Here is a 19,447-nt window from a genome sequence, read left to right on the forward strand (position 1 = left end):
CGAACCCTGAGGGCGCGCGGTCGGGACATTGCATGACCAAGAGCACCGAGCTCGATAACGACGACGCGGTCTGGACCGTGGCCCTGCGTCAGCGGCGCGCGGCCCTGCCTCAGCGCGCGGCCATGGGCGTGGCCATCGCCATGGTCGTCAGTCCGCTGATCGGCTGGACCGGCAGCCTGCTTTGGGCGGCGATCTATATCGCGATCCAGCTCTTGGAGCAGGTGATCTTCAGTCCGGCGGCGCGGGCGACGCCGGCGGTCCTGCCACGCTGGCGCAAGGCGCTGGGTCTGGCGGCCATTTCGTCCGGCGCCCTGTTCTTCGGCTTCCTGTCCGTGCCGATGTGGCTGACCGGCGGTGCGGCCGGGGCCATCTGCGCGGCCCTGATCACACCGGCGGCTTTGCTGTTCGTCATGATCAACACGCCGCGTTCCAAGGCGATCCTGATCGCCAATGTCGCGCCCTATTTCTTCTACATGGCGGCCATCCCGATGAGCGCGGCGGCCTATGACGCGCCGGCCTCTCTGGTCATCGGCGCCACGGCCGCCGTCGCCGCCTTCTTCCTCTACATCGTCCTGGGCTGGCGCAAGATGAGCGAAGCCATCGAGAAGGGGTTGAGCGCCAAGGCCGAGGCAGATCGTCTGCGGCTGAAGGCGGAACAGGATCTGGCCGCCCACACCGTCTTCCTGGCCGCCGTCGGCCACGACCTGCGCACCCCCATCGGCGCCATATTGACCGGGGCGGCCGAGATTCAGAACCATGACGCGCAGACGCGCGCCAATGTCGATCTGATCACCGACGCCGGCCTGATGATGAAGGCCCTGCTGGACGACCTGCTGGACCATTCCAAGATCGGCGCCGGACGGATGACGGTCGAGACCGTCGATTTCGACCTGCGCAAGCTGCTGGCCCAGACAATCCGGCTGTGGCGCGGGCCGGTCGAAGCCAAGGGGCTGAAGCTGCGGCTGGAAAGCACGGGCGGGGTTCCGCGCGCGGTGCGCGGCGATCCCATGCGGCTGCGCCAGGTTCTGAACAATCTGATTTCCAACGCCGTCAAGTTCACCGAGGCGGGCACGATCACCGTGCGGCTGGACGCCTGGAGCGAGGAGCCCGGCGGCTATCTGATGCTGATCGAGGTGGCCGACACCGGGCCGGGCATGTCGACCGACCAGCTGACCCGCCTGTTCAACCCGTTCGACCAGACCCAGGAGGGCGTCAGCGCGCGCCACGGCGGCAGCGGACTGGGTCTGGCCATCAGCCGCGATCTGGTGGAGCTGATGGGCGGCCGGCTGACGGCCCGCAGCGCCCCCGGCCAGGGCGCGCGGTTCACCGTCTCCCTGTTCCTGGCGGCGGGCGCCGCCACGGCCGTGGCCGAGACCCCGATCGAAGGGCTGGACGAGAGCCGCCTGGCGGTCGCCCGCGCCCTGGTCGCGCCGAACCAGCCCCTCGCGCCCGCGGCTCCGCCCGTCGCCCCACCCGCGCCGGCTGCGGTCGAACCGAAAATCGAACCCGCCGTCCCGCCGTCGCCTGCCGAGAGCGCCGCCGAGGGCGAACCACAGGAAGACGAAGACCGGCCCCTACGCCTGCTGGTGGTGGACGATCACGACATCAACCGCCGCGCGGTGCAGCTGATCCTCCAGCCGCTGGGGTGCGAGATCACCACCGCCGCCGACGGGATGATCGCCCTGGACCGCTGCGCCGAGACGGTCTTCGACGTCATCTTCATGGATGTGCGGATGCCCGAGCTGGACGGCCGCGAGACGACCCGCCGACTGCGCGCCGGCGACGGCCCCAACGCCCGCACCCCGGTGATCGCGGTCACGGCCGACACGGCGCCCGAGGACATCGCCGCCTGTCAGGCGGCGGGCATGGCCTATTTCGTGTCCAAGCCCCTTACGCCGCCGGCCCTGCTGGGCGCCCTGCAGCACGTCCTGTCCGAGATCGACGCTCAGGCGGCCGACGAGGCGGCCTGAGCCTTGACGGCCGCCGTCAGGCGCGCGGCGAAGCCGGGTTCGCGCAGTTCGCATTCCCACACGCTCAGCACCCGCCAGCCCGCCAGGATCAGGCCGGCCTCGACACGGGCGTCGCGGGCGCGGTTGCGGTCGATCTTTGCGGTCCAGTATTCGGCGTTGGCCTTGGGCTTGCGCGATCCGCGCGCGCAATCGTGGCCGTGCCAGAAACAGCCGTGGACGAAGACGACCGTGCGGCGGCCCTTCATCACCACGTCCGGCCGACCGGGCAGGCCGCAGCCGCCCAGCCGATAGCCGATCCCGGCCGCGCGCAGGATGGCGCGCACGGCCAGTTCCGGCGACGTATCCCGCCCCTTCACGCGACGCATCACGGCGCTGCGCTTCTCCGGGCTGAACACATCGGTATTCACGATCAATCCACGCTCAAGTAGCGAAGCGATAGCGTGGATTGATCCACTTTAGAGCTGCGCCAGCAGGTGCTCGGCCGACGAGACCTTGAACTCGCCGCCCTGCTCGATGTTCAACTGGGTCACGACGCCGTCCTTAACCAGCATCGAATAGCGTTGCGACCGCTCGCCCAGACCGAAGCCCGTGCCGTCCAGCACCAGGCCCAGGGCGCGCGTCAGGTCGCCGTTACCGTCGGCCAGCATGACGATGCTGTCGTCCGTGATGCCCTGGTTTTCGGCCCAGGCCTTCATGACGAAGGCGTCGTTGACCGAGATGCAGGCCACAGTGTCGACGCCCTTGCCCTTGATGTCGGCCAGATGGTCCTTGAAGCCCGGCAGGTGGCGGGCCGAACAGGTCGGGGTGAAGGCGCCGGGCACGGCGAACAGGGCCACGGTCTTGCCCGCGAAGACATCGGCGGTGCTGACGGGCTTGGGCCCATCGGCCGTGGCCTGGGCCAGGGTGGTGTCGGGAATGCGATCGCCGATCTGGATGGTCATGAGGGATCTCCGCGCGGGGTTGGGGTCCGGAAAATGGAACAGCGCCTGCGACACATAGAAGCTGGGGCCGTGACCGCAAGCGCCCAGACGCCCGATCGTTCCCTTCGCCTTGCGTCCGCCCGTTTCCGACCCGATGATGCGGGGACCATGAGCGAAGTCCCCTCCCTGACCGGCCGACTGCTGGTCGCCATGCCCGGCATCGGCGATCCCCGATTCGAACACGCCGTCATCCTGATCTGCGCCCACGGCCCCGATCACGCCATGGGCCTGAGGCTGGATCGGCCCGCGCCGGGCGTTGACCTCAAGACAGTTCTGGACAAGCTGGACGCCCCCGCCCCCGATCAGTCCATCGGCCGCGCCGTGCTGATGGGCGGACCGGTCGAGCGCGAGCGCGGCTTTGTCCTGCACACCGACGACTGGATGATCGGGGACGACAGCCTGGCCTTTGGCGACGGCCTGGCCATGACGGGCACGCGCGAGGCCCTGGCGGCCATGACCGACGACGTGGGCGGCCCGCGCCGCTCGGCCCTGTTGCTGGGTTACGCCGGCTGGGGCGAGGGCCAGTTGGAGGACGAATTGGCCGAAAACGTCTGGCTGACGGCCGAAGCGGACCTGGACCTGATCTTCGACGCCGACCATGGCTCCAAATGGACCCGCGCCCTGGCTCAACTGGGCGTGGATGCCGCCATGCTGTCCAGCCAGGGCGGCCGCGCCTGAGACAGGCCTGAGCCCGGCATGAAGCAGGCGCGACGCGCCTCAGCGCGTCGCCATCGAGATCAGGAAGGCCAGCAGCAGGATCAGGCTGACGCCCTGCCAGAACCGCACCGGATCGCGTTCGATCAGCGACAGCCGGCGCGGCGGCGGGGCGGCGACGGCGCTGCCCGTCTCCAGCACATGGATCAGCTCCTCGACGTCCTCGAACCGCTCGTTCGGATCGACCGCGACGGCGCGCATCAGGGCGGCCTCCAGCCAGGCCGGCATGTCGGGCCGCCGCCGCGAGGCGGGGGTCGGCGCCCGGTCGAAACGCGGGGCGTCGGCCGGATCGACCGCCCCCCAGGGATAGGTCGCCGTGAACAGCCGATACAGGGTCACGCCCAGGGCGAACTGGTCGGTGGCGGGATCGCCGCTCTGCCCCGCATACATCTCGGGCGCCTTGTAGCCGGCGGTTCCGGGCGCCTCGGCCTCGGCGAACTCCTCGGCCTGACGCAGACGCGCGACGCCCAGGTCCACCAGCTTCAGTCCGCCGTTCCCCTCCAGGATCACATTGTCGGGCTTGATGTCGCGATGGGTGACGCCCGCCCGGTGCAGGCTCGACACCGCGCGCGCCAGCTTCAGCGCCACGGCGACGCCCTCGGCGATCTCCAGCGGCCCTTCGTCGGCCAGCCGCGCATGCAGGGTCCGCCCCGCGTAGAAGGGCTGGGCGATATAAAGACGACTCTGCCGGCCGGGATCCAGGGTCAGGACCTTGCCGACGAAGGGATTGTCGATGCGGCGGCCGATGAAGGCCTCGCGCAGGAAGGCGGTGCGCGCGCCGCGTTCGGACACCACGGCGGGCTTGGGGAACTTCAGCACCACGGCCCCATGTTCGCCCAGCGTATCCTTGGCCAGGAACAGGCGCGTGTATCGCCCGTCCGCCACCAGCCGCTGCAGTTGAAAGCCGTCCACGACCTCGCCCGTTTCGGGCGGGGGCAGGATAGCCAAACCTTCCGCCTCGGCGGTGATCGCCTCCCAGTCCGGCGCGCCGGTGCGGACCACGTCGATGACGATGGCGGTGGCGTTGTCGCGCGCGCCCGCCGCCTCGACCTCGGCCAGGAGGGCGCGTGCGTCGGCGTCCGGCGATCCGCGCCGCGCCAATAGTCCGGCGATGACGGCGTCCGTCAGCACTCCATGCACCCCATCGGTGGTCAGAAGCAGCCGGTCGTGCGGCTCCAGCCGGACCTGGCGCACGTCCAGCTTGACGTCCGCCTCTATGCCCACCGCGCGGTAAAGCACATGGCTCAGACCCTGCTGGGCGCGGGTGTGATCCTCGGTCAGCCGGGTCAGGACGCCGTCGCGGAAATGCCAGGCGCGGCTGTCGCCGACGTGCAGGGCCGTCGCCTCGCGCCCGCGCAGGATCAGGGCGGTGAAGGTGGTGGCCGCCGCCTCCATGGCCGGGTCGCTGCGCCCCTTGGCGTGGAGCCAGCGGTTAAAGCCCCTCAGCGCCTTGATCCCGTTCGGGGCGATGCCGTTCAACGGGTTCTGGTCCAGATAGCCGTCGATGAAGCTGCGTGTCGTCAGCTCGGCCGCCATCCGACCGGCCCTGGAGCCCGAAACTCCGTCGGCGATGACGGCGACCACCCCATGTTCGCGCTGCTCGGCCGCCGTGCCGATGTGGACGCCGCCGAAATCCTGATTGTCGGCCTTCGGTCCCTGGGCGGTCGCGAAGCCTGCGGCGATTTCCAGTCGGGCGTCGGTCACGGGCGGACCACCATCGGATCCGACCTCAGGCCGACCGCTGCTTGATCGGCGCCGAGCCGTCGGCCAGGCTTTCGGCCAGATAGACCTCGGCCTCCTGCGCGGGCAGGGCGGGGGCGTAGCCGAAGCCCTGGCCGTAATGACACTGGGCCTCCAGCAGCAGCCGGGCCAGTTCGGCGTTCTCCACCCCCTCGGCGACGACCTCCAGCGACAGGTCGCGGCCCAGGTTGACCACCGACTTGACGATCTTGGCCGAGCCCTCGTCCTTGTTCATCGTCAGCACGAAATAGCGGTCGATCTTCAGCGTGTCGAACGGCAGGCGCGCCAGATAGGACAGGGACGAAAAGCCGGTGCCGAAATCGTCCAGCGCCAGCGACGCCCCGACGTCCTTCAGCGACTGCAGCACCTCGGCCGCCCGCTCGGTGTCGCGCATGATGTCGCCTTCGGTGACTTCCAGCTTCAGCGCGCCGCGCGGCAGGCCGCTTTCCTTGATGACGCGGGCCACGTCCTCGCACAGGTGCGGGCGTTCGATCTCGCCGACCGACAGATTGACGCTGCAGAACAGGCGGCCGGCCAGGGGGTGACGCTCCAGCCACTCGGCCAGCTGCCGGGCCGACTGGGTCATCATCAGAAGGCCCAGTTCGTTCATCATGCCCAGGTCGGCGGTCAGGCCCAGGAACTCGTCCGGCGGCACCAGGCCGCGACGCGGGTGACGCCAGCGCGCCAGGGCCTCGAAGCCGGCGACCGCCCCGGTGTTCAGGTTCACGATAGGCTGGAAGAAGGGCACGATCTCGCCGCGCACGAAGGCGTTTCTCAGGTCCGCCTCCAACGCCAGACGGCTGAGGCTGTCGCTTTCCAGCGCCCGGCCATAGGCGGCCGATCCGCCACGCCCCGCGGCCTTGGCCGATTCCACCGCCAGTTCGACCCGGCGCAGCAGCTCGGCCGCATCGGGGGCGTCGGGGCCGCCTTCGACCACCAAGGCGCCGATCGAGACGGTCGGATAGATGTCGAAACCGGCGACGCGCAGCGGCTGTTCCAGCGCCTCGCGCACGCGATAGCTGGTGTGGGCGGCGGTCTTGGGCACGATGATGGCGAACTCGTCCTCGCCGATGCGGGCGGCCGAGGCGTCCTGGGGGAAGGCGGCGGCCAGGCGCGAGGCCAGGGCCGACAGGACCAGGTCGGTGCGTTCGTGACCCAGGGCCTCGTTCAACCGCCGCAGACGATCCACGTCGCCCACGACCAGTTCGTATTCGCCCGGCTTGGTCAGCACCTCGGCGATGCGGGCCAGGAAGGCGCGCCGATCCAGGAGGCCCGTCAGAACGTCGCGCTCCAGCCCCGCCAGCCGCGTCTCCAGCGCGACGACGCCGGCGGCGCGCAGGCCGTCCTCCAGCCAGACGCCGCGCCACAGGCAGGTCTCGGACCCGCGCATGCGCAGACGCACGACCACCTCGGTCCCCTCGGCCTTGGGCTTCAGCATCTGTTCGGCCAGCGACCGGTCCTGGGGCAGGGCCAGGGCGACGAAGCCCGCGCCCGAACATTCCGGCGCCAGCGGCCCCAGGCCCAGGGCGCGCGTCGCGCCCGTGAACCGAATCTGATCCTCGGACGGCGTCCAGATCCACAGGGCCGTGTCGGCGGCCGCGAGCGCCTCTATGGCGGTCGTCGCGTCCCAGGCCAGGGATCGGGCTCGCGTATTCAAGGCGTCACTCTTCCCTCACGACGACGGGTCGCGGCCGGTGCGATCGAACTCGTCCTCGACGAGGCCGAACAGGAGATGGTCTGCCCACTCGCCGTTAATTTTCAAATAAGCCCGGGCCCGGCCCTCGTTGCGAAAGCCCGATTTCTCAAGCACCCGGCGCGAAGCCAGATTGGTCGGCAGGCAGGCCGCCTCCAGCCGATGCAGCTTGACCCGGTCGAAGGCGAAGCCGACCACGCCGCGCACCGCTGCGGTGGTGTGACCACGTCCCGCGAAGGGCCGGCCGATCCAGTAGCCCAGGGTCCCCGTTTCGGCCACGCCGCGCCGCACGTTCGACAGGGTCACGGCGCCGACCAGGGTGCGCCCCTCGTCGATGAAGACGAAGAAGGGCCAGGCGTTGCCCAACTCCATCTCGCGCGCATAGATCGACAGGCGGCGGCGAAAGGCGGCCTTGGTCAGGTCGTCGTCGGGCCAGGCCGGCTCCCAGGGCTGGAGATAGTCGCGCGAGCCGTCGCGCAGGACCGACCAGGCGGCATGGTCGGCCGCGCGCGGCGGGCGCAGCAGCACCCCGTCGCCCCGGACCACGGGCCCGGCCACATCGCTCATCCAGTCCAACAGGGCCATGACGCCTCATACAACAGGATGAGTGTGGCCTGCACTCACGGTTCCGCCAAGACGGTCGCCGTCAACTTCAGGGCCAGGGCGCGCCCCAGGCCTTCGGGCGCGTCCAGCATGGGCGTCAGTATGTCGCCGATCAGTCCCTCGGCGAAGGCCATATAGGCCGCTGTCATGACCAGGGACCGCGCCCGTTCCGCCGCGCAGGGGTCGTCCGGCGCCATCGCCGCCAGCCGGTCGGCCAGGTCGCGGACCACCTGGGCGAAACTTTCCGCCCGCCCCTGTTCGCGCGCCAGGGCCAGCCAGGCGGCCATCTGCGAGGCCCCGCCCTTGCCGAAGGCGTCGAACACCACGGTCATCAGCCGTTCCGGGTCCACGCCCTCGCGGCCGTCGCTCAGGCCGGCCTCGATGCGCTGCGCCAGATCGCGCACCATCGCATCCATCAGCGCGCCCTGCAGCCCGGCCGCCGAGCCGAAATGGTGGATCAGATTGGCGTGCCCCACGCCCATCCGTTCGCCCACCGCCTTCAGCGTCACAGCCGCCGGCCCGCCGGACAGCAGGAGGTCGCGCGCCGCCTCCAGCGCCTCTTCGCGCGCCACCGCCCCGCGACGCCGCCTCACCGGACCATTAGTTGACATCAATGTCAGTTAACTCCATTCTGGTCCCGAAATCGAGGAGCAGACCCATGGCGAAATCCGCCACCCCCGCCGACCTCCAGATCAAGCCGCGTGACCTGCATATCGACCGCGAGGCTCCGACGCCACGCTGGTGGCTGAACGGCGACCCGTTCGGCACCGCCGTGATGAACGCCCTCAGCCTGACCTTCCCCGACGGCGAGAGGTTCTTCATCCAGTCGGTCAAGCGGTTCGCCAAGGACGCGCCCCCGGCCCTGGCCGCGGACATCCGCGCCTTCACGATTCAGGAGGGCGCCCATACCCGCGAACACATGGCCTTCAACGCCATCACCGAACGCGCCGGCTACGACACCGCCGAGATCGAGGCCTATGTCACCGCCCGTCTCGACATCGCCCGCGCGCGTCCGGCCCTGGCCCAGCTGGCGGCGACCATGGCGCTGGAGCATTTCACCGCCGCCTTCGCCCATCGGCTGCTGGCCGATCCGGACCTGTTGAAGGGCGCGCCCGCCGACCTGGCCCGTCTGTGGCGTTGGCACGCCATCGAGGAGATCGAGCACAAGGGCGTGGCCTATGACGTCTTCCTGCACGCCGCCCGCGACCTCGGCCCGTTGAAACGGTGGCGCATCCGTCGCTGGGCCATGGCCCTGACGACGCTTCTGTTCACACGGACCGTGCGCGAGACGACGTTGATGCTGCTGAAGCAGGACGGCGTCGTCGGCTGGAAGGCCCGTCTTGGCCTGTTTCGCTGGCTGTGGCTGAAGCCGGGTCTGTATCGTCGGATGATCGGGGACTATCTGGCCTTCTACAAGCCCGACTTCCATCCGTGGCAGGTGGACGACCGCAACCTGATCGCCGAGGCTGAGACGGGCTTGGCCCAAGCCGCCTGACAGGCCGTCTGGCTGGCCACCTGATCGGACGACCGAATTTCTTCTGACGTCGGTGAAGGCCGGCGACGGAGTTTTCGGGCCGGCGCGTTACACTCCTCGGGGCGACGAGGAGATCGTAATGGCTGCATCCGCGCATGACGCCGCCCTGGCCCTGACCCGGCTGGGCCTGGGCGCCCGGCCCGGCGAGATCGCGCGCGTCGCGCCCGATCCGAGCGACTGGCTGGCGGCCCAGATCCGGCCCCAGGGCGCGCCCCAGCCGCCTGGCGACTTTCCCGACGCGGCCCAGCGGCTGGACCAACTTCAGGACTATCGAGCCGCCGCGCCCCGAGCGGCGATGCGCCCGGACGCGGCGGCTTCTCCCACGCCCGGCGCCGTCGATCCCACGGCCCAGGCCCGGCGCGAGGCGCGACAGGCGGCGCGGCGCGCCATCGCCGACGACACCGCCCAGGCCTTCCTGGCCCGCGCCCGGCTCGCCGCCACGACCGAGGACGGCTTCGCCGAACGGTGGGCCCTGTTCTGGTCGAACCTGTTCACCGTCTCCCTGGTCAAGTTCGACGCCGGCGCCTTCGCCGACCAGTTCGAGCGCGAGGCGATCCGCCCCCACGTCTTCGGCCGGTTCGAGGACCTGGCCCTTGCCGCCGAACAGCATCCGGCCATGCTGTTCTATCTGGATCAGGCGCGCTCGATCGGGCCGGACAGCCCCGCCGGGCGACGCCGTTCGGCCGGTCTGAACGAGAATCTGGCGCGCGAGATGATGGAGTTGCACACCGTCGGCGTCGACGGCGGCTACACCCAGGGCGACGTGACCGAACTGGCGCGCGCCCTGACCGGCTGGTCCACGCCGAACGCCCGTGACCGAGACGATGGCGTCACCGGCGCCTTCCTGTTCCGCGCCAATGTGCATGAGCCGGGCGCCCGCACCGTCATGGGCAGGACCTATCGCCAGCCGGGCCTGGCCCAGGGTCAGGCGATCCTGCGCGACCTGGCCCGCCATCCAGCCACGGCGCGGCGTCTGTCGCACCGGATCGCGGCTCACTTCGTCGCCGACGATCCGCCCCCGGCCCTGACGGCGCGGCTGGAGCAGACCTGGACCCGCACGGGCGGCGACCTGGCCCAGGTGGCCCACGCCCTGGCCGCCGCGCCCGAGACCTGGACGCCCCAGCCGGCCAAGGTGAAGACGCCCTATGAGTTCGTGATGTCGGCGCATCGCGCCCTGGGCGTGGCGCCCCAGCGGCTTCAGCCGTTGCGTCAAGCCCTGATCGCCATGGGCCAGCCGCCGTTCTCGCCGCCCTCGCCAGAAGGCTGGCCCGACACGGCCGGAGACTGGGCCGGGCCGGACGCCCTGGTCAAGCGGCTGGACTGGTCACGCGCCATGGCCGACAGCGCGCGGACGGCCGATCCCGTCCAGGTCGCCGTCGACGCCCTGGGCGACCGCATGAGCGAGCGCACCCGACAGACCATCGCCCGCGCCGAAAGCCGCCCCGAAGCCCTCGCCCTCCTGTTCATGTCGCCGGAGTTTCAGCGCCGATGACCCCCATCGCCCTCAATCGCCGCGCCTTGCTGGGCGGGGCCGCCGCCGGAATCAGCCTGGCCTTCGCTGGGCGCGTCTCGGCCCTGTCGCCCACCGCCCGGCCCAAACTGGTCGTTCTGATCGCGCGCGGGGCCATGGACGGCCTGTCCGTCACCCCGCCCTATGGCGACGCCGACTATGTTCCCCTGCGCGGCGGCCTGGCCGTGCCCCCGCCGGGACAGCCGGACGGCGCCCTGCCCCTCGGCGACGGTTTCGGCCTGCACCCGGCCCTGACGGGGCTGCATGACCTTTATGGTCAAGGGCAGTTGCGCTTCGCCCCGGCCGTCGCCCTGCCCGTGCGCATCCGCTCCCACTTCGAGGCGCAGGACGTGCTGGAGAACGGCGCGGCCACCCTGCGTCGCCAGGAGGACGGCTGGCTGAACCGCGCCATCGTCGCCGCCGGCGGGCAGCCGCTGAAAGGTCTGTCCATCGGCGCCCAGACGCCGCTGATCCTGCGGGGGAACGCGGCCGTGTCCAGTTGGTCGCCCGGCGGCCAGGTGCGGCCCGACGACCGGCTGGCCCTGAGGCTCCAGGACCTCTACGCCGACGATCCGCTGCTGGGACCGAACCTGATGCGGGGCCTGGCGACCGAAGCCCAGGCCGAAGCCTCGGGCGACGGGTCAGTGCGCCGCAACGACGCGCGCGCCCTGGGGGCGGCGGTGGCCCGGCTGATGACGGGACCGGAGGGCGCCGACATCGTCGCCGTCTCATTGGACGGCTGGGACACCCACGCCGGCCAGAAGGCGCAACTGCAGACGCGCCTGACCGGCCTCGACCAACTGACGGCCGGACTGATGACGGGACTGGGCGACGACTGGCGTCGCACCCTGGTGGTGGTCGCCACCGAGTTCGGCCGCACCGCCCACGCCAACGGCACCCAAGGCACCGACCACGGCACGGCCTCGTCCCTTCTGCTGGCGGGCGGCGCCCTGAAGCGTGGCGGGCCGGTCGGCGATTGGCCGACCCTGGCCCAGGGTCGGCTGTTCGAGGATCGCGACCTGCGCCCGACCCTGGACATCCGCTCGGTGTTCAAGGGCGTCCTGCGCGATCATATGGGGATCGACCGCGCCGCGCTGGACGCCCGCGTCTTTCCCGACAGCGCGGCCGAGGCCCCGGTTCTGTCCGGGCTGGCCTAAGGCGGGATCAGGCCGCCTGGGCCGCCGTCGCCTTGCAGATGCGGTTCAGATCGGCTCGGATCGACGCGCCCTGAAAGTGCGAGATGTCGGCGTTCGAATAGCCTTCGGCCGACAGGGCCTTCACCACATCGCCGGTGTTCAGACATTCGGGGGTCCGGGCAAGCTGGTAGGCGCGCTCGACCACATGTGTGCGGTTCATGAGGGAAGACCTTTCGTGAACCCTGACAACGTCTTGGAAGCGGGGCCGTTCCGTCGCCAAGTCGCCCGAACGCCCCGCGTCTTGCTTTTGCCGCGAAAGCCTGCGCTTATGAGCCTCGTCGATCTCTCTGCGTAACGCCCACTCTCCTTGCGAACGCATGAGTCCAGGCCGATCCCATTCAGACCCGACAGGCCGCAGGGGCGTTCCCTCGGTCAACTTCTAGCGGAGGTCTCAAAATGGCTACCGGCACTGTCAAATGGTTCAACCCGACCAAGGGTTACGGCTTCATCCAACCCGACGACGGCGGCAAGGACGTCTTCGTCCACATCTCGGCCGTCGAAGCCGCCGGCCTGCGCGGCCTGGACGAAAACCAGAAGGTTTCCTACGAGCTGGAACGCGACAAGCGTTCGGGCAAGGAATCGGCTGGCCAGCTGCAAACGGTCGGCTGAATTCAGCCTCACCGCTGAACTGGCGACGGCGGCTCCTCACGGAGCCGCCGTTTTCAATTCTGGGTTCTGTTGGATCGCGGAAGCGCCGTTTCGAACGTCTGGGACTGGAAAGCGACCATTGGCCAGCAGCGATGCGGACGTTAGGTTCGGCCATGGCCGCGATAACTTGGACCACAGGCTACACGGCGGCTGAACTCGAAAGAGCGCAGTTGCAGTTCCGCGTCACCTTCCCACCGGACCTCACTGATCTATTGCTCGATCGACGGCCGGTCGGCGGGACCGATTGGAATAACGAAACAATGGTGCGGTCCCAAATGGCTTGGCCGTTTGAGGGCTTGCTCTTCGATGTGGAAGAAAATGGACTTTGGTGGTCGGAGTGGGGAGAGCGACCGGCTAAGGAAGATGAGCGGGCTGAGGTTCTCCGAGACGTATTAAGCCGTGCACCCAAGCTCATTCCGATCTTCGGACACAGATATCTGCCTGCTACACCTTTGCAAGCTGGCAATCCGGTCTTCTCGGTCTACCAATCAGATATCATCCATTTTGGCGCGGACCTTCTCGACTACATTGATCGGGAAGAGAACGGGTTGGGGCCCAAAGGCTTGGACGGAAACCCTCGAGAAATCGATTTCTGGTCTGAAATGGTCCGCCGCAGTGGCGGCTAAAGTCGGGAGGGAAAAAGTCGGAAGGGAAACTGCGTCCACGCCGTCATTCCGACTTAGGCAAAGCGCCTCACGCCTTCGTCTTGTCGATCCAGGCGGCGAAGGCGTCCGTGAAGCTTTTCAGGAAGGCCTTGGTGTCGTCCTTCTTCAGCTTGCCGTTCTCGTCCAGCAGGTCGGCGACGTTGCCGATATAGGCCTCGGGTTGCTGCATCGTCGGCATGTTCAGGAACACCAGCGGCTGGCGCAGGTGGTGGTTGGCGCCGAAAGCCGCGACGGCGCCGGGCGAGACGCTGACGATGGCGGCGGGCTTGCCCTGCCAGATGCTGTGGCCATAGGGGCGTGAGCCGACGTCCAGGGCGTTCTTCAGGGCGCCGGGGATGGAGCGGTTGTATTCGGGCGTAACGAACAGAACCGCCTGGGTCGCAGCCACCTCGCCCCGGAAGCGGGTCCAGGCTGGGGGCGGCGCGTCATTGTCCAGGTCGGGGTCGTACAGGGGCAGGTCGCCGATCTCGACCGGGACCAGGTCCAGGCCCGGCGCGGCGATCTCCTTCATCGCCATGCCGATGGCGCGCGAATAGGAGCCCTTGCGCAGGCTGCCGACGATCAGGGCGACGCGGACGGACATGGGTGTCTCCGGGGTTTGAAAGCGTCAGCATAACCCGAGAGGGCCGCCGCGCGTTCCCGTAAAATTCAGGGGAACAGGATCGTGGCGAAGGTCTCGCCTGCCGCAGCCGCCGCCTTGGGGCCCAGCACCGCGCTGGCCGTCTGGCCCGACGCCAGCAGGCGGGCGCCGACGGCGCGCACATCCTCGATCGTCTGGCCTTCCAGCTCTTCGGTCAGGTCGGGGCTGGAGCGCGGCGCGCCGAAGATCAGGGTCTGGGCGGCGTTGCGGCCCGCGCGGCTCATCGGGTTTTCGTCCGACATCCAAAGACCGGCCTTCATCACCGCCTTGGCGCGCGACAGTTCGGCGGGCGTCGGCCCCGTCTCGGCCAGGCCCCGGACCTCGTGGGCGCAGACCTCGGCCAGCTCCCTGGCGCGCTCGGCCGCCGCTCCGGCGTAGACCCCAAGGACCCCCGCGTCCTGATACGGCTCCTGATAGGCGTCGATGGCGTAGGCTAGGCCCCGCATCTCGCGCGCGCTCTGGAACAGGCGCGAGGCCATGCCGCCGCCCAGGATTTCGGTGAACAGCCGCTTGGCGGACAGGGCGGGGTCGGTCGCGGCGAGACCCGGCAGCTGGAACACCAGATTGGCCTGTTCGATCTTGCGCGTCAGCCTGGCGTGACCGCCGACGAAGACGGCGGGGGCCGGGGCATCGGCCGGGGTCGCGACCGCAGCGCCGAACCAGCGCTCGGCCAGGGCCAGCAACGCGCCCTCCTCCACCGCGCCGGACACCGCGACCACCATTCGGTCGGGCGAATACAGCCGCGCGCGCCATGCCTCGACGCTGGCCTTGTCCGCGGGCTTCAGGCTGGCGATCGAGCCCAGGATCGGCCGGCCCAGCGGCTGGCCGGCGAAGGCGCGGGTCTGGACCATTTCGAACACATGGTCGTCGGGCGTATCGAAGGCCTCGGCGATCTCCTGGGCGACCACGTCCTTCTCGCGCTCGATCTCGGCGGGATCGAGCGTGGGACGGAACACCAGGTCCGACAGCACCTGCATCGCCAGCGGCAGAGAGCCGTCCAGGGCGCGCACCTCGAAACTGGTGCGTTCATAGCCGGTGGAGGCGTTGATGTTTCCGCCCTCGGCCTCGATCCGCTCGACGATCTCGCGCGCGGCCATGTCGCCCGCGCCCTTGAACACCAGATGCTCCAGCAGGTGCGACCAGCCCGAGCGGTCCTCGGCCTCCCAGCGCGCGCCGCCCTTGACGGTGACGACGACGGCCAGGGTCTTCAGGCCGGGCATGGGATCGCAGACGACGCGGACGCCGTTGGACAGGGTGTGCAGTTGCGCGCTCAGGACAGGTCTTTCTTCGATCGCCGACGAAGCAGCGCCACATAGAAGCCGACCAGCGCGATCGCCAGTCCGAACCAGGTCAGGGCGTAGCCGAAATGATTGTTGGAAAAGGCCGCCGGCGGCGCCGACGGCGTCAGCGCCCCGAACTCCGGATTGGTCGCGGTCAGGGCGTACACCGCCTCGGGCCGCAGCGGACCGGCGACATGCAGGGCCTCGGCCATCGCCGCCGTGTCGCGAGCGTAGAAGCGGCCGTCGCGCGGCGCCGGCGACAAGGCGCCGGGCGGGGGGACCGAACGGAACTCGCCGACCAGGACCAGCGGCAGGGTCGTCTCCATCACCGGGGGCCGGGCCGAGATCGTGTCGGCGACGAAGCCCCGGTCCACCAGCACGGTGAAAGCCTCTCCCTCGGGCCGACAGGCCGACACCAGCCGCACGCCGGGCGTCCCGTCGTGTATGGTCTGAAGCTCGACATAGGGCGCCGTCGCCAGGCCCCGGCACACCATCAGGACCTTGCGGAACTCCAGCCCTCCCCCACGCCCGGCGTCGGCCAGAACGTCGGCCAAGGGCGCGGGCGGTTTCGCCGCCGCCGCCTCGGCCGCCGCGATCAGACCTTCCTTCCACCTCAGCCGCTCGACCTGCCACACGCCCAGGCCGATCAGAAGGACCAGGGCGGCGGCCGTCGCGACGGTCAGCATCCAGGGGAAACGCTTCATCGCTGATTCCGGTATTGCAGGGCGATCATCAGCCCCCGGCCCGGCCGCATCAGGGCCAGGGACAGGACCACGACCAGCGGCAGCCAGACGACCAGATGCACCCACATCGGCGGATGGAATTTGATCTCGACGAACAGGGCCGAAAACCCGACCAGAAAGCCCGCGATCTGCATGATGAAGCTCGCGGGGCCGTCGCCGGTCTGAATGGTCGAATAGTCCAGCCCGCAGGCGGTGCAGGCGGGCCGGACCTTCAGGAAGCCGTCGAACAGCGCCCCCTGACCGCAGCGCGGACAACGCCCCCGAAGGCCCGCCCGCACGGAGTCGGCGCAAACGGCGACGGCGCGGGACGATGACTCGTCCCGCGCCGCCTCTGCATCCTCGGTTCTGTCTTCGATCAACCGAAGACGACGTAGACGAAGGCGAACAGGAACAGCCAGACCACGTCCACGAAGTGCCAGTACCAGGCCGCCGCCTCGAAACCGAAATGCTTCTTGGGGGTGAAGTCCCCGGCCAGCAGACGGATCAGGCAGACCGTCAGGAAGATGGTCCCGATCAGAACGTGGAAGCCGTGGAAGCCCGTCGCCATGAAGAAGATCGAGCCGTACAGGCCCGAGTTCACGGCCTCTTCGTTGAAGAACAGGTGCTCGTGCAGGATGTGGTGGTACTCATAGGCCTGGACGCAGGTGAACAGCACGCCCAGCGCCACGGTCAGCCCCAGGGCGATCTTGGCGCCCTTGCGGTCGTCGACCTGGATCGCGTGGTGCGCCCAGGTGACGGTGCAGCCCGAGAGCAGCAGGGTCACGGTGTTCAGCAGCGGCAATTGCCAGGGCGACAGGACCTCGACCCCCTTGGGCGGCCAGGTCGACCAGGCCTTGGCCGTGTCGGCCCAGGTCCCGACTTCCGGCGTCAGGGCGCGCGATTCATGGAACAGGGCCATGTCGAAGAACATCCAGAAGAAGGCGACGAAGAACATCACCTCGGACGCGATGAACAGGATCATGCCGTAGCGCAGACCCAGGGACACGACCGGGGTGTGGTCGCCGCCCTTGGATTCCTTGATCACGTCCGACCACCAGCCGAAGGCCGAGACCAGCACCCCCGCCAGGCCGGCGAAGAAGACGGCCGGCTTGCCCTGGGCCAGGAGGTTGGCGGCGATCGGACCGCCGTCGGCGGGGGCCAGGCCCTTCATCCAGATGACGGCGCCGATGAACATGATGGTCGCGCCGATGGAAGACAGCAGCGGCCACGGGCTGGGCGGCACCAGGTGGTAGTCGTGCTGCGGAGCAGCGTGCGCATCGGCCATGCGTTTCTTCCCTGTCGGCGGGCGATGGAGTCGCCTTTGCTTCCGGCTATAGCGTCCCCTTTTTCGCCGCGCCAGAGGGGCGCCGCCTTTCCGCCTTTTTCAGCGCCGCAAAGGCCTGGGCGGTGAAGACCGACAGGGGCTGGGGCGGCCTGTCGGGATCGAACCAGCCCACGTCCGAAAAGGCGTCGGGTTCGCTCAGACGCGCCTCTCCGGCGAAGTCGTGCGTGACATAGATCATCGAGATCCAGTGCTGGCGGTCGGCGGGCAGAATCGCTTCGGCCAGGCACAGGAAATCGACCGCGCCGATCGTCAGGCCGCTTTCTTCCCCGGCCTCGCGGCGGGCGGCCTCCCGGCTGGGCTCCATGGGATCGACCTTGCCGCCGACGATGGTCCAGAACCCGGCCTCGGGCGCCTTCAACCGCCGGTAAAGCAGCACCCGCCCGTCGGGGCGCTGGACGACCAGGCCGCAGCCGACGCCGGGAAAATCGACGCCGGGACGCCCCATCACGCCTTGGGCGCGTCGACCGACGGGAAGAAGGTGTAGCTCAGGGTGATGTCGCGCGCGCCCTGGGCCTCGCGGTCGGTCGCCAGTTCGGGGGCGATGAAATACTGGACCGGGAACTGGCGCGTCTCGCCCGCCGCCAGGGTCTGGTCGGTGAAGCAGAAACACTGAAGCTTCTGGAAATAGGGCCCCGTCTGTTCGGGCGAGACATTGTAGCTGGCCCGAACCTGGATCGGCCTGTCCGAGGTGTTGGTCACGTCGAAATAGGCCAGGCCCGTCTCGCCGATCCGCACGCGCTGGGTCGGGCTTTCGGCGCGGAAGGTCATGGGGACGCCGCGCACATTGGTGTCGAACCGCACCGTGACGGTCTGATCCAGCACCGTGTCGGGCGCCTTGTCGGCCCGCATGGTCGTGCCGTCGAAGCCCGTGACCTGGCAGAACATCCGGTACAGGGGCACGGCGGCGAAGGCCGCGCCCGTCATCCCCATCACCGTCAGCACGCAGATGACGGCGATCATGTTCTTGCGCGCCGGTTTCATAGGGGCGCGCCTTCGACCGCGTCGCGCAGCGCCCGCTCGTCGGCCTGGTTCTGTTGCAGGCGGATGACGGTGGTGGCGAAGACCAGGACGATGAAGGCGACCAGCGCCAGGGCGATCCAGACGTTGCGGCGTTTGCGCGCGCGCAGTTCTTCGGGCGTCAGACGCATGGTTTACGCTCCCAGACCGGACAGGGCCTCGATCAGCAGCGCCGAGAACAGCGCCATCAGATAGAGGATGGAAAAGGCGAACAGGTCACGCGCCGGTTTGGCCTGGGCGCGGACGTCGTACAATGCGGCCTCGCGTCCCACGGCTTCGACCTTGTCGGGTTCGTCCCCGGCGCGCGAGCGATAGAGCCGCAGCGCCAGGCCCAGAAAGCCGATCCCGCCCAGGATCGAGACGGCCAGATAGATCGCGCCGCCCAGACCCGTCACGCCGGGCAGGATCGCCACCGGCACGAACACCAGGCTGTAGATCAGAATTTGCAGACGGGTGGATCTGGCCCCGCGCGCCACCGGCATCATCGGAATCCCCGCCTTGGCGTAGTCGCCAGCCGAATACAGGGCCAGGGCCCAGCTGTGCGGCGGGGTCCACAGGAAGATGATCAGGAACAGCAGCCAGGCCTGCCACGGCGCATGGCCGGTCGCGGCGGCCCAGCCGATCACCGGCGGAAAGGCGCCGGCCGCGCCGCCGATGACGATGTTCTGGGGCGTCCGCCGCTTCAGCAGCAGGGTGTAGAAGCCGGCGTAATAGACGATGGTCAGGGCCAGCAGCCCCGCCGCCAGCCAATTGGCGTTCATGCCCAGCAGCATGACCGAAAACAGGCTCAGCACCACGCCGAAGGCCATCGCATCGTTTTTACGGACACGTCCCGCCGCGACCGGGCGGCCGCGCGTGCGCCGCATCAGGGCGTCGGTCTCGCCCTCCAGCGCCATGTTCAGCGCGCCCGCCGCGCCCGCGCCGACGGCGATGCACAGGATGGCGATGGCGGCGGCGAAGGGGTTCATCGACCCCGGCGCCACGACCAGGCCGGTCGCGGCGGTGAAGACCACCAGCGACATGACGCGCGGCTTCAACAGCTGGAAGAAGTCTTCCGGCTGGGCGGTGGAGATAAGGGGGCGCTCCTGGGTCGGGGCCTCGGCGGGGGTGTGAACTTCGGTCATCTGCGCGCGCGGCATAGCACACCCAAAAGCAGAAGGCCGCCCCTTCCGATGGAAAGAGCGGCCCGC

General features: G+C 69.3%; 23 protein-coding genes. 7 read left to right on the forward strand and 16 right to left on the reverse strand.

All coding sequences use genetic code 11. The features are described from left to right. Window positions 1–32 precede the first annotated feature (32 nt). Window positions 33–1,970: a hybrid sensor histidine kinase/response regulator gene (locus ACWPV3_RS01035; RefSeq protein WP_453976505.1), complete on the forward strand. Its 1,938-nt coding sequence runs from the start codon at window positions 33–35 to the stop codon at window positions 1,968–1,970. Here the strand turns inward: ACWPV3_RS01035 and ACWPV3_RS01040 are convergent. Together ACWPV3_RS01040 and ACWPV3_RS01045 are read right to left on the reverse strand one after the other, a co-directional pair. Further along, a complete protein-coding gene (locus ACWPV3_RS01040; protein WP_292086661.1) occupies window positions 1,946–2,377 on the reverse strand; it encodes a very short patch repair endonuclease in 432 nt (143 codons plus the stop codon). The genes ACWPV3_RS01035 and ACWPV3_RS01040 overlap by 25 nt on opposite strands. A 48-nt stretch (window positions 2,378–2,425) precedes the next feature. After that, window positions 2,426–2,911: a peroxiredoxin gene (locus tag ACWPV3_RS01045; protein WP_292180529.1), complete on the reverse strand. Its 486-nt coding sequence runs from the start codon at window positions 2,909–2,911 to the stop codon at window positions 2,426–2,428. A gap of 147 nt (window positions 2,912–3,058) precedes the next feature. Here ACWPV3_RS01045 and ACWPV3_RS01050 point away from each other — a divergent pair, with 147 nt between their 5' ends. Next, entirely contained in the window at window positions 3,059–3,628 is a 570-nt protein-coding gene (locus ACWPV3_RS01050; RefSeq protein ID WP_453976506.1) for a YqgE/AlgH family protein, read from the forward strand. Window positions 3,629–3,667: 39 nt separating this feature from the next. Here ACWPV3_RS01050 and ACWPV3_RS01055 read toward each other — a convergent pair whose 3' ends face one another. Genes ACWPV3_RS01055 through ACWPV3_RS01070 form a run of 4 tightly spaced genes read right to left on the reverse strand, consistent with a single transcriptional unit; the run spans window position 3,668 to window position 8,293 of the window. Continuing rightward, window positions 3,668–5,368 carry a bifunctional protein-serine/threonine kinase/phosphatase gene (locus tag ACWPV3_RS01055; RefSeq protein WP_453976507.1) on the reverse strand — a complete coding sequence of 567 codons (1,701 nt, stop codon included), beginning with the start codon at window positions 5,366–5,368 and terminating at the stop codon, window positions 3,668–3,670. 25 nt (window positions 5,369–5,393) lie between these two features. Continuing rightward, complete coding sequence (locus tag ACWPV3_RS01060; RefSeq protein WP_292086657.1) at window positions 5,394–7,061, reverse strand: putative bifunctional diguanylate cyclase/phosphodiesterase; 1,668 nt, start codon at window positions 7,059–7,061, stop codon at window positions 5,394–5,396. A 15-nt stretch (window positions 7,062–7,076) separates the two neighbouring features. Then, window positions 7,077–7,682: a GNAT family N-acetyltransferase gene (locus tag ACWPV3_RS01065; RefSeq protein WP_292086656.1), complete on the reverse strand. Its 606-nt coding sequence runs from the start codon at window positions 7,680–7,682 to the stop codon at window positions 7,077–7,079. A 35-nt stretch (window positions 7,683–7,717) separates the two neighbouring features. Continuing rightward, window positions 7,718–8,293, reverse strand: coding sequence for a TetR/AcrR family transcriptional regulator (locus ACWPV3_RS01070; protein WP_453976508.1), 576 nt, complete (start codon window positions 8,291–8,293; stop codon window positions 7,718–7,720). A gap of 65 nt (window positions 8,294–8,358) precedes the next feature. Between ACWPV3_RS01070 and ACWPV3_RS01075 the strand changes: the two genes are divergently transcribed. From ACWPV3_RS01075 to ACWPV3_RS01085, 3 genes are all read left to right on the forward strand, one after another. Then, the gene (locus ACWPV3_RS01075; protein WP_453976509.1) at window positions 8,359–9,195 is read left to right on the forward strand and encodes a metal-dependent hydrolase; all 837 of its coding nucleotides are present in this window, start codon (window positions 8,359–8,361) and stop codon (window positions 9,193–9,195) included. A 118-nt stretch (window positions 9,196–9,313) separates the two neighbouring features. Continuing rightward, window positions 9,314–10,726 carry a DUF1800 domain-containing protein gene (locus ACWPV3_RS01080; protein ID WP_453976510.1) on the forward strand — a complete coding sequence of 471 codons (1,413 nt, stop codon included), beginning with the start codon at window positions 9,314–9,316 and terminating at the stop codon, window positions 10,724–10,726. Continuing rightward, a complete protein-coding gene (locus tag ACWPV3_RS01085; RefSeq protein ID WP_453976511.1) occupies window positions 10,723–11,901 on the forward strand; it encodes a DUF1501 domain-containing protein in 1,179 nt (392 codons plus the stop codon). The genes ACWPV3_RS01080 and ACWPV3_RS01085 overlap by 4 nt, the downstream gene beginning before the upstream one ends. A gap of 7 nt (window positions 11,902–11,908) precedes the next feature. On the opposite strand, the gene ACWPV3_RS01090 is transcribed toward ACWPV3_RS01085, so the two are convergent. Then, the gene (locus tag ACWPV3_RS01090) at window positions 11,909–12,100 is read right to left on the reverse strand and encodes a hypothetical protein (protein ID WP_292086649.1); all 192 of its coding nucleotides are present in this window, start codon (window positions 12,098–12,100) and stop codon (window positions 11,909–11,911) included. 236 nt (window positions 12,101–12,336) lie between these two features. Between ACWPV3_RS01090 and ACWPV3_RS01095 the strand changes: the two genes are divergently transcribed. Together ACWPV3_RS01095 and ACWPV3_RS01100 are read left to right on the forward strand one after the other, a co-directional pair. Further along, the gene (locus ACWPV3_RS01095; protein ID WP_166622634.1) at window positions 12,337–12,549 is read left to right on the forward strand and encodes a cold-shock protein; all 213 of its coding nucleotides are present in this window, start codon (window positions 12,337–12,339) and stop codon (window positions 12,547–12,549) included. Window positions 12,550–12,701: 152 nt separating this feature from the next. Beyond that, entirely contained in the window at window positions 12,702–13,214 is a 513-nt protein-coding gene (locus tag ACWPV3_RS01100; protein WP_313452454.1) for an SMI1/KNR4 family protein, read from the forward strand. A gap of 67 nt (window positions 13,215–13,281) precedes the next feature. Here the strand turns inward: ACWPV3_RS01100 and ACWPV3_RS01105 are convergent, their stop codons facing one another. The 9 genes from ACWPV3_RS01105 to cyoE form a co-directional block, all read right to left on the reverse strand. Next, window positions 13,282–13,836, reverse strand: coding sequence for an NADPH-dependent FMN reductase (locus ACWPV3_RS01105; RefSeq protein WP_453976512.1), 555 nt, complete (start codon window positions 13,834–13,836; stop codon window positions 13,282–13,284). A gap of 65 nt (window positions 13,837–13,901) precedes the next feature. After that, window positions 13,902–15,113: a M16 family metallopeptidase gene (locus ACWPV3_RS01110; RefSeq protein ID WP_453976513.1), complete on the reverse strand. Its 1,212-nt coding sequence runs from the start codon at window positions 15,111–15,113 to the stop codon at window positions 13,902–13,904. Between the two features lie 50 nt (window positions 15,114–15,163). Then, a complete protein-coding gene (locus ACWPV3_RS01115) occupies window positions 15,164–15,877 on the reverse strand; it encodes an SURF1 family protein (RefSeq protein WP_453976514.1) in 714 nt (237 codons plus the stop codon). Continuing rightward, the gene (locus ACWPV3_RS01120; RefSeq protein ID WP_453976515.1) at window positions 15,874–16,275 is read right to left on the reverse strand and encodes a DUF983 domain-containing protein; all 402 of its coding nucleotides are present in this window, start codon (window positions 16,273–16,275) and stop codon (window positions 15,874–15,876) included. The genes ACWPV3_RS01115 and ACWPV3_RS01120 overlap by 4 nt, the downstream gene beginning before the upstream one ends. Beyond that, window positions 16,272–17,180 carry a cytochrome c oxidase subunit 3 gene (locus tag ACWPV3_RS01125; RefSeq protein WP_453976516.1) on the reverse strand — a complete coding sequence of 303 codons (909 nt, stop codon included), beginning with the start codon at window positions 17,178–17,180 and terminating at the stop codon, window positions 16,272–16,274. The genes ACWPV3_RS01120 and ACWPV3_RS01125 overlap by 4 nt, the downstream gene beginning before the upstream one ends. 46 nt (window positions 17,181–17,226) lie before the next feature. After that, the gene (locus ACWPV3_RS01130; protein ID WP_453976517.1) at window positions 17,227–17,685 is read right to left on the reverse strand and encodes an NUDIX domain-containing protein; all 459 of its coding nucleotides are present in this window, start codon (window positions 17,683–17,685) and stop codon (window positions 17,227–17,229) included. Continuing rightward, window positions 17,685–18,221, reverse strand: coding sequence for a cytochrome c oxidase assembly protein (locus ACWPV3_RS01135; protein WP_292180488.1), 537 nt, complete (start codon window positions 18,219–18,221; stop codon window positions 17,685–17,687). The genes ACWPV3_RS01130 and ACWPV3_RS01135 overlap by 1 nt, the downstream gene beginning before the upstream one ends. After that, on the reverse strand, window positions 18,218–18,388 hold the full coding sequence (locus tag ACWPV3_RS01140; protein WP_292180485.1) for a hypothetical protein: 171 nt from the start codon (window positions 18,386–18,388) through the stop codon (window positions 18,218–18,220). Before ACWPV3_RS01140 ends, ACWPV3_RS01135 begins: the two co-directional genes overlap by 4 nt. A 3-nt stretch (window positions 18,389–18,391) precedes the next feature. Continuing rightward, a complete protein-coding gene (gene cyoE / locus ACWPV3_RS01145; protein WP_292086637.1) occupies window positions 18,392–19,381 on the reverse strand; it encodes a heme o synthase in 990 nt (329 codons plus the stop codon). Between the last annotated feature and the right edge of the window lie 66 nt (window positions 19,382–19,447).

This window comes from Brevundimonas sp. Marseille-Q4549 (genome assembly GCF_976940555.1).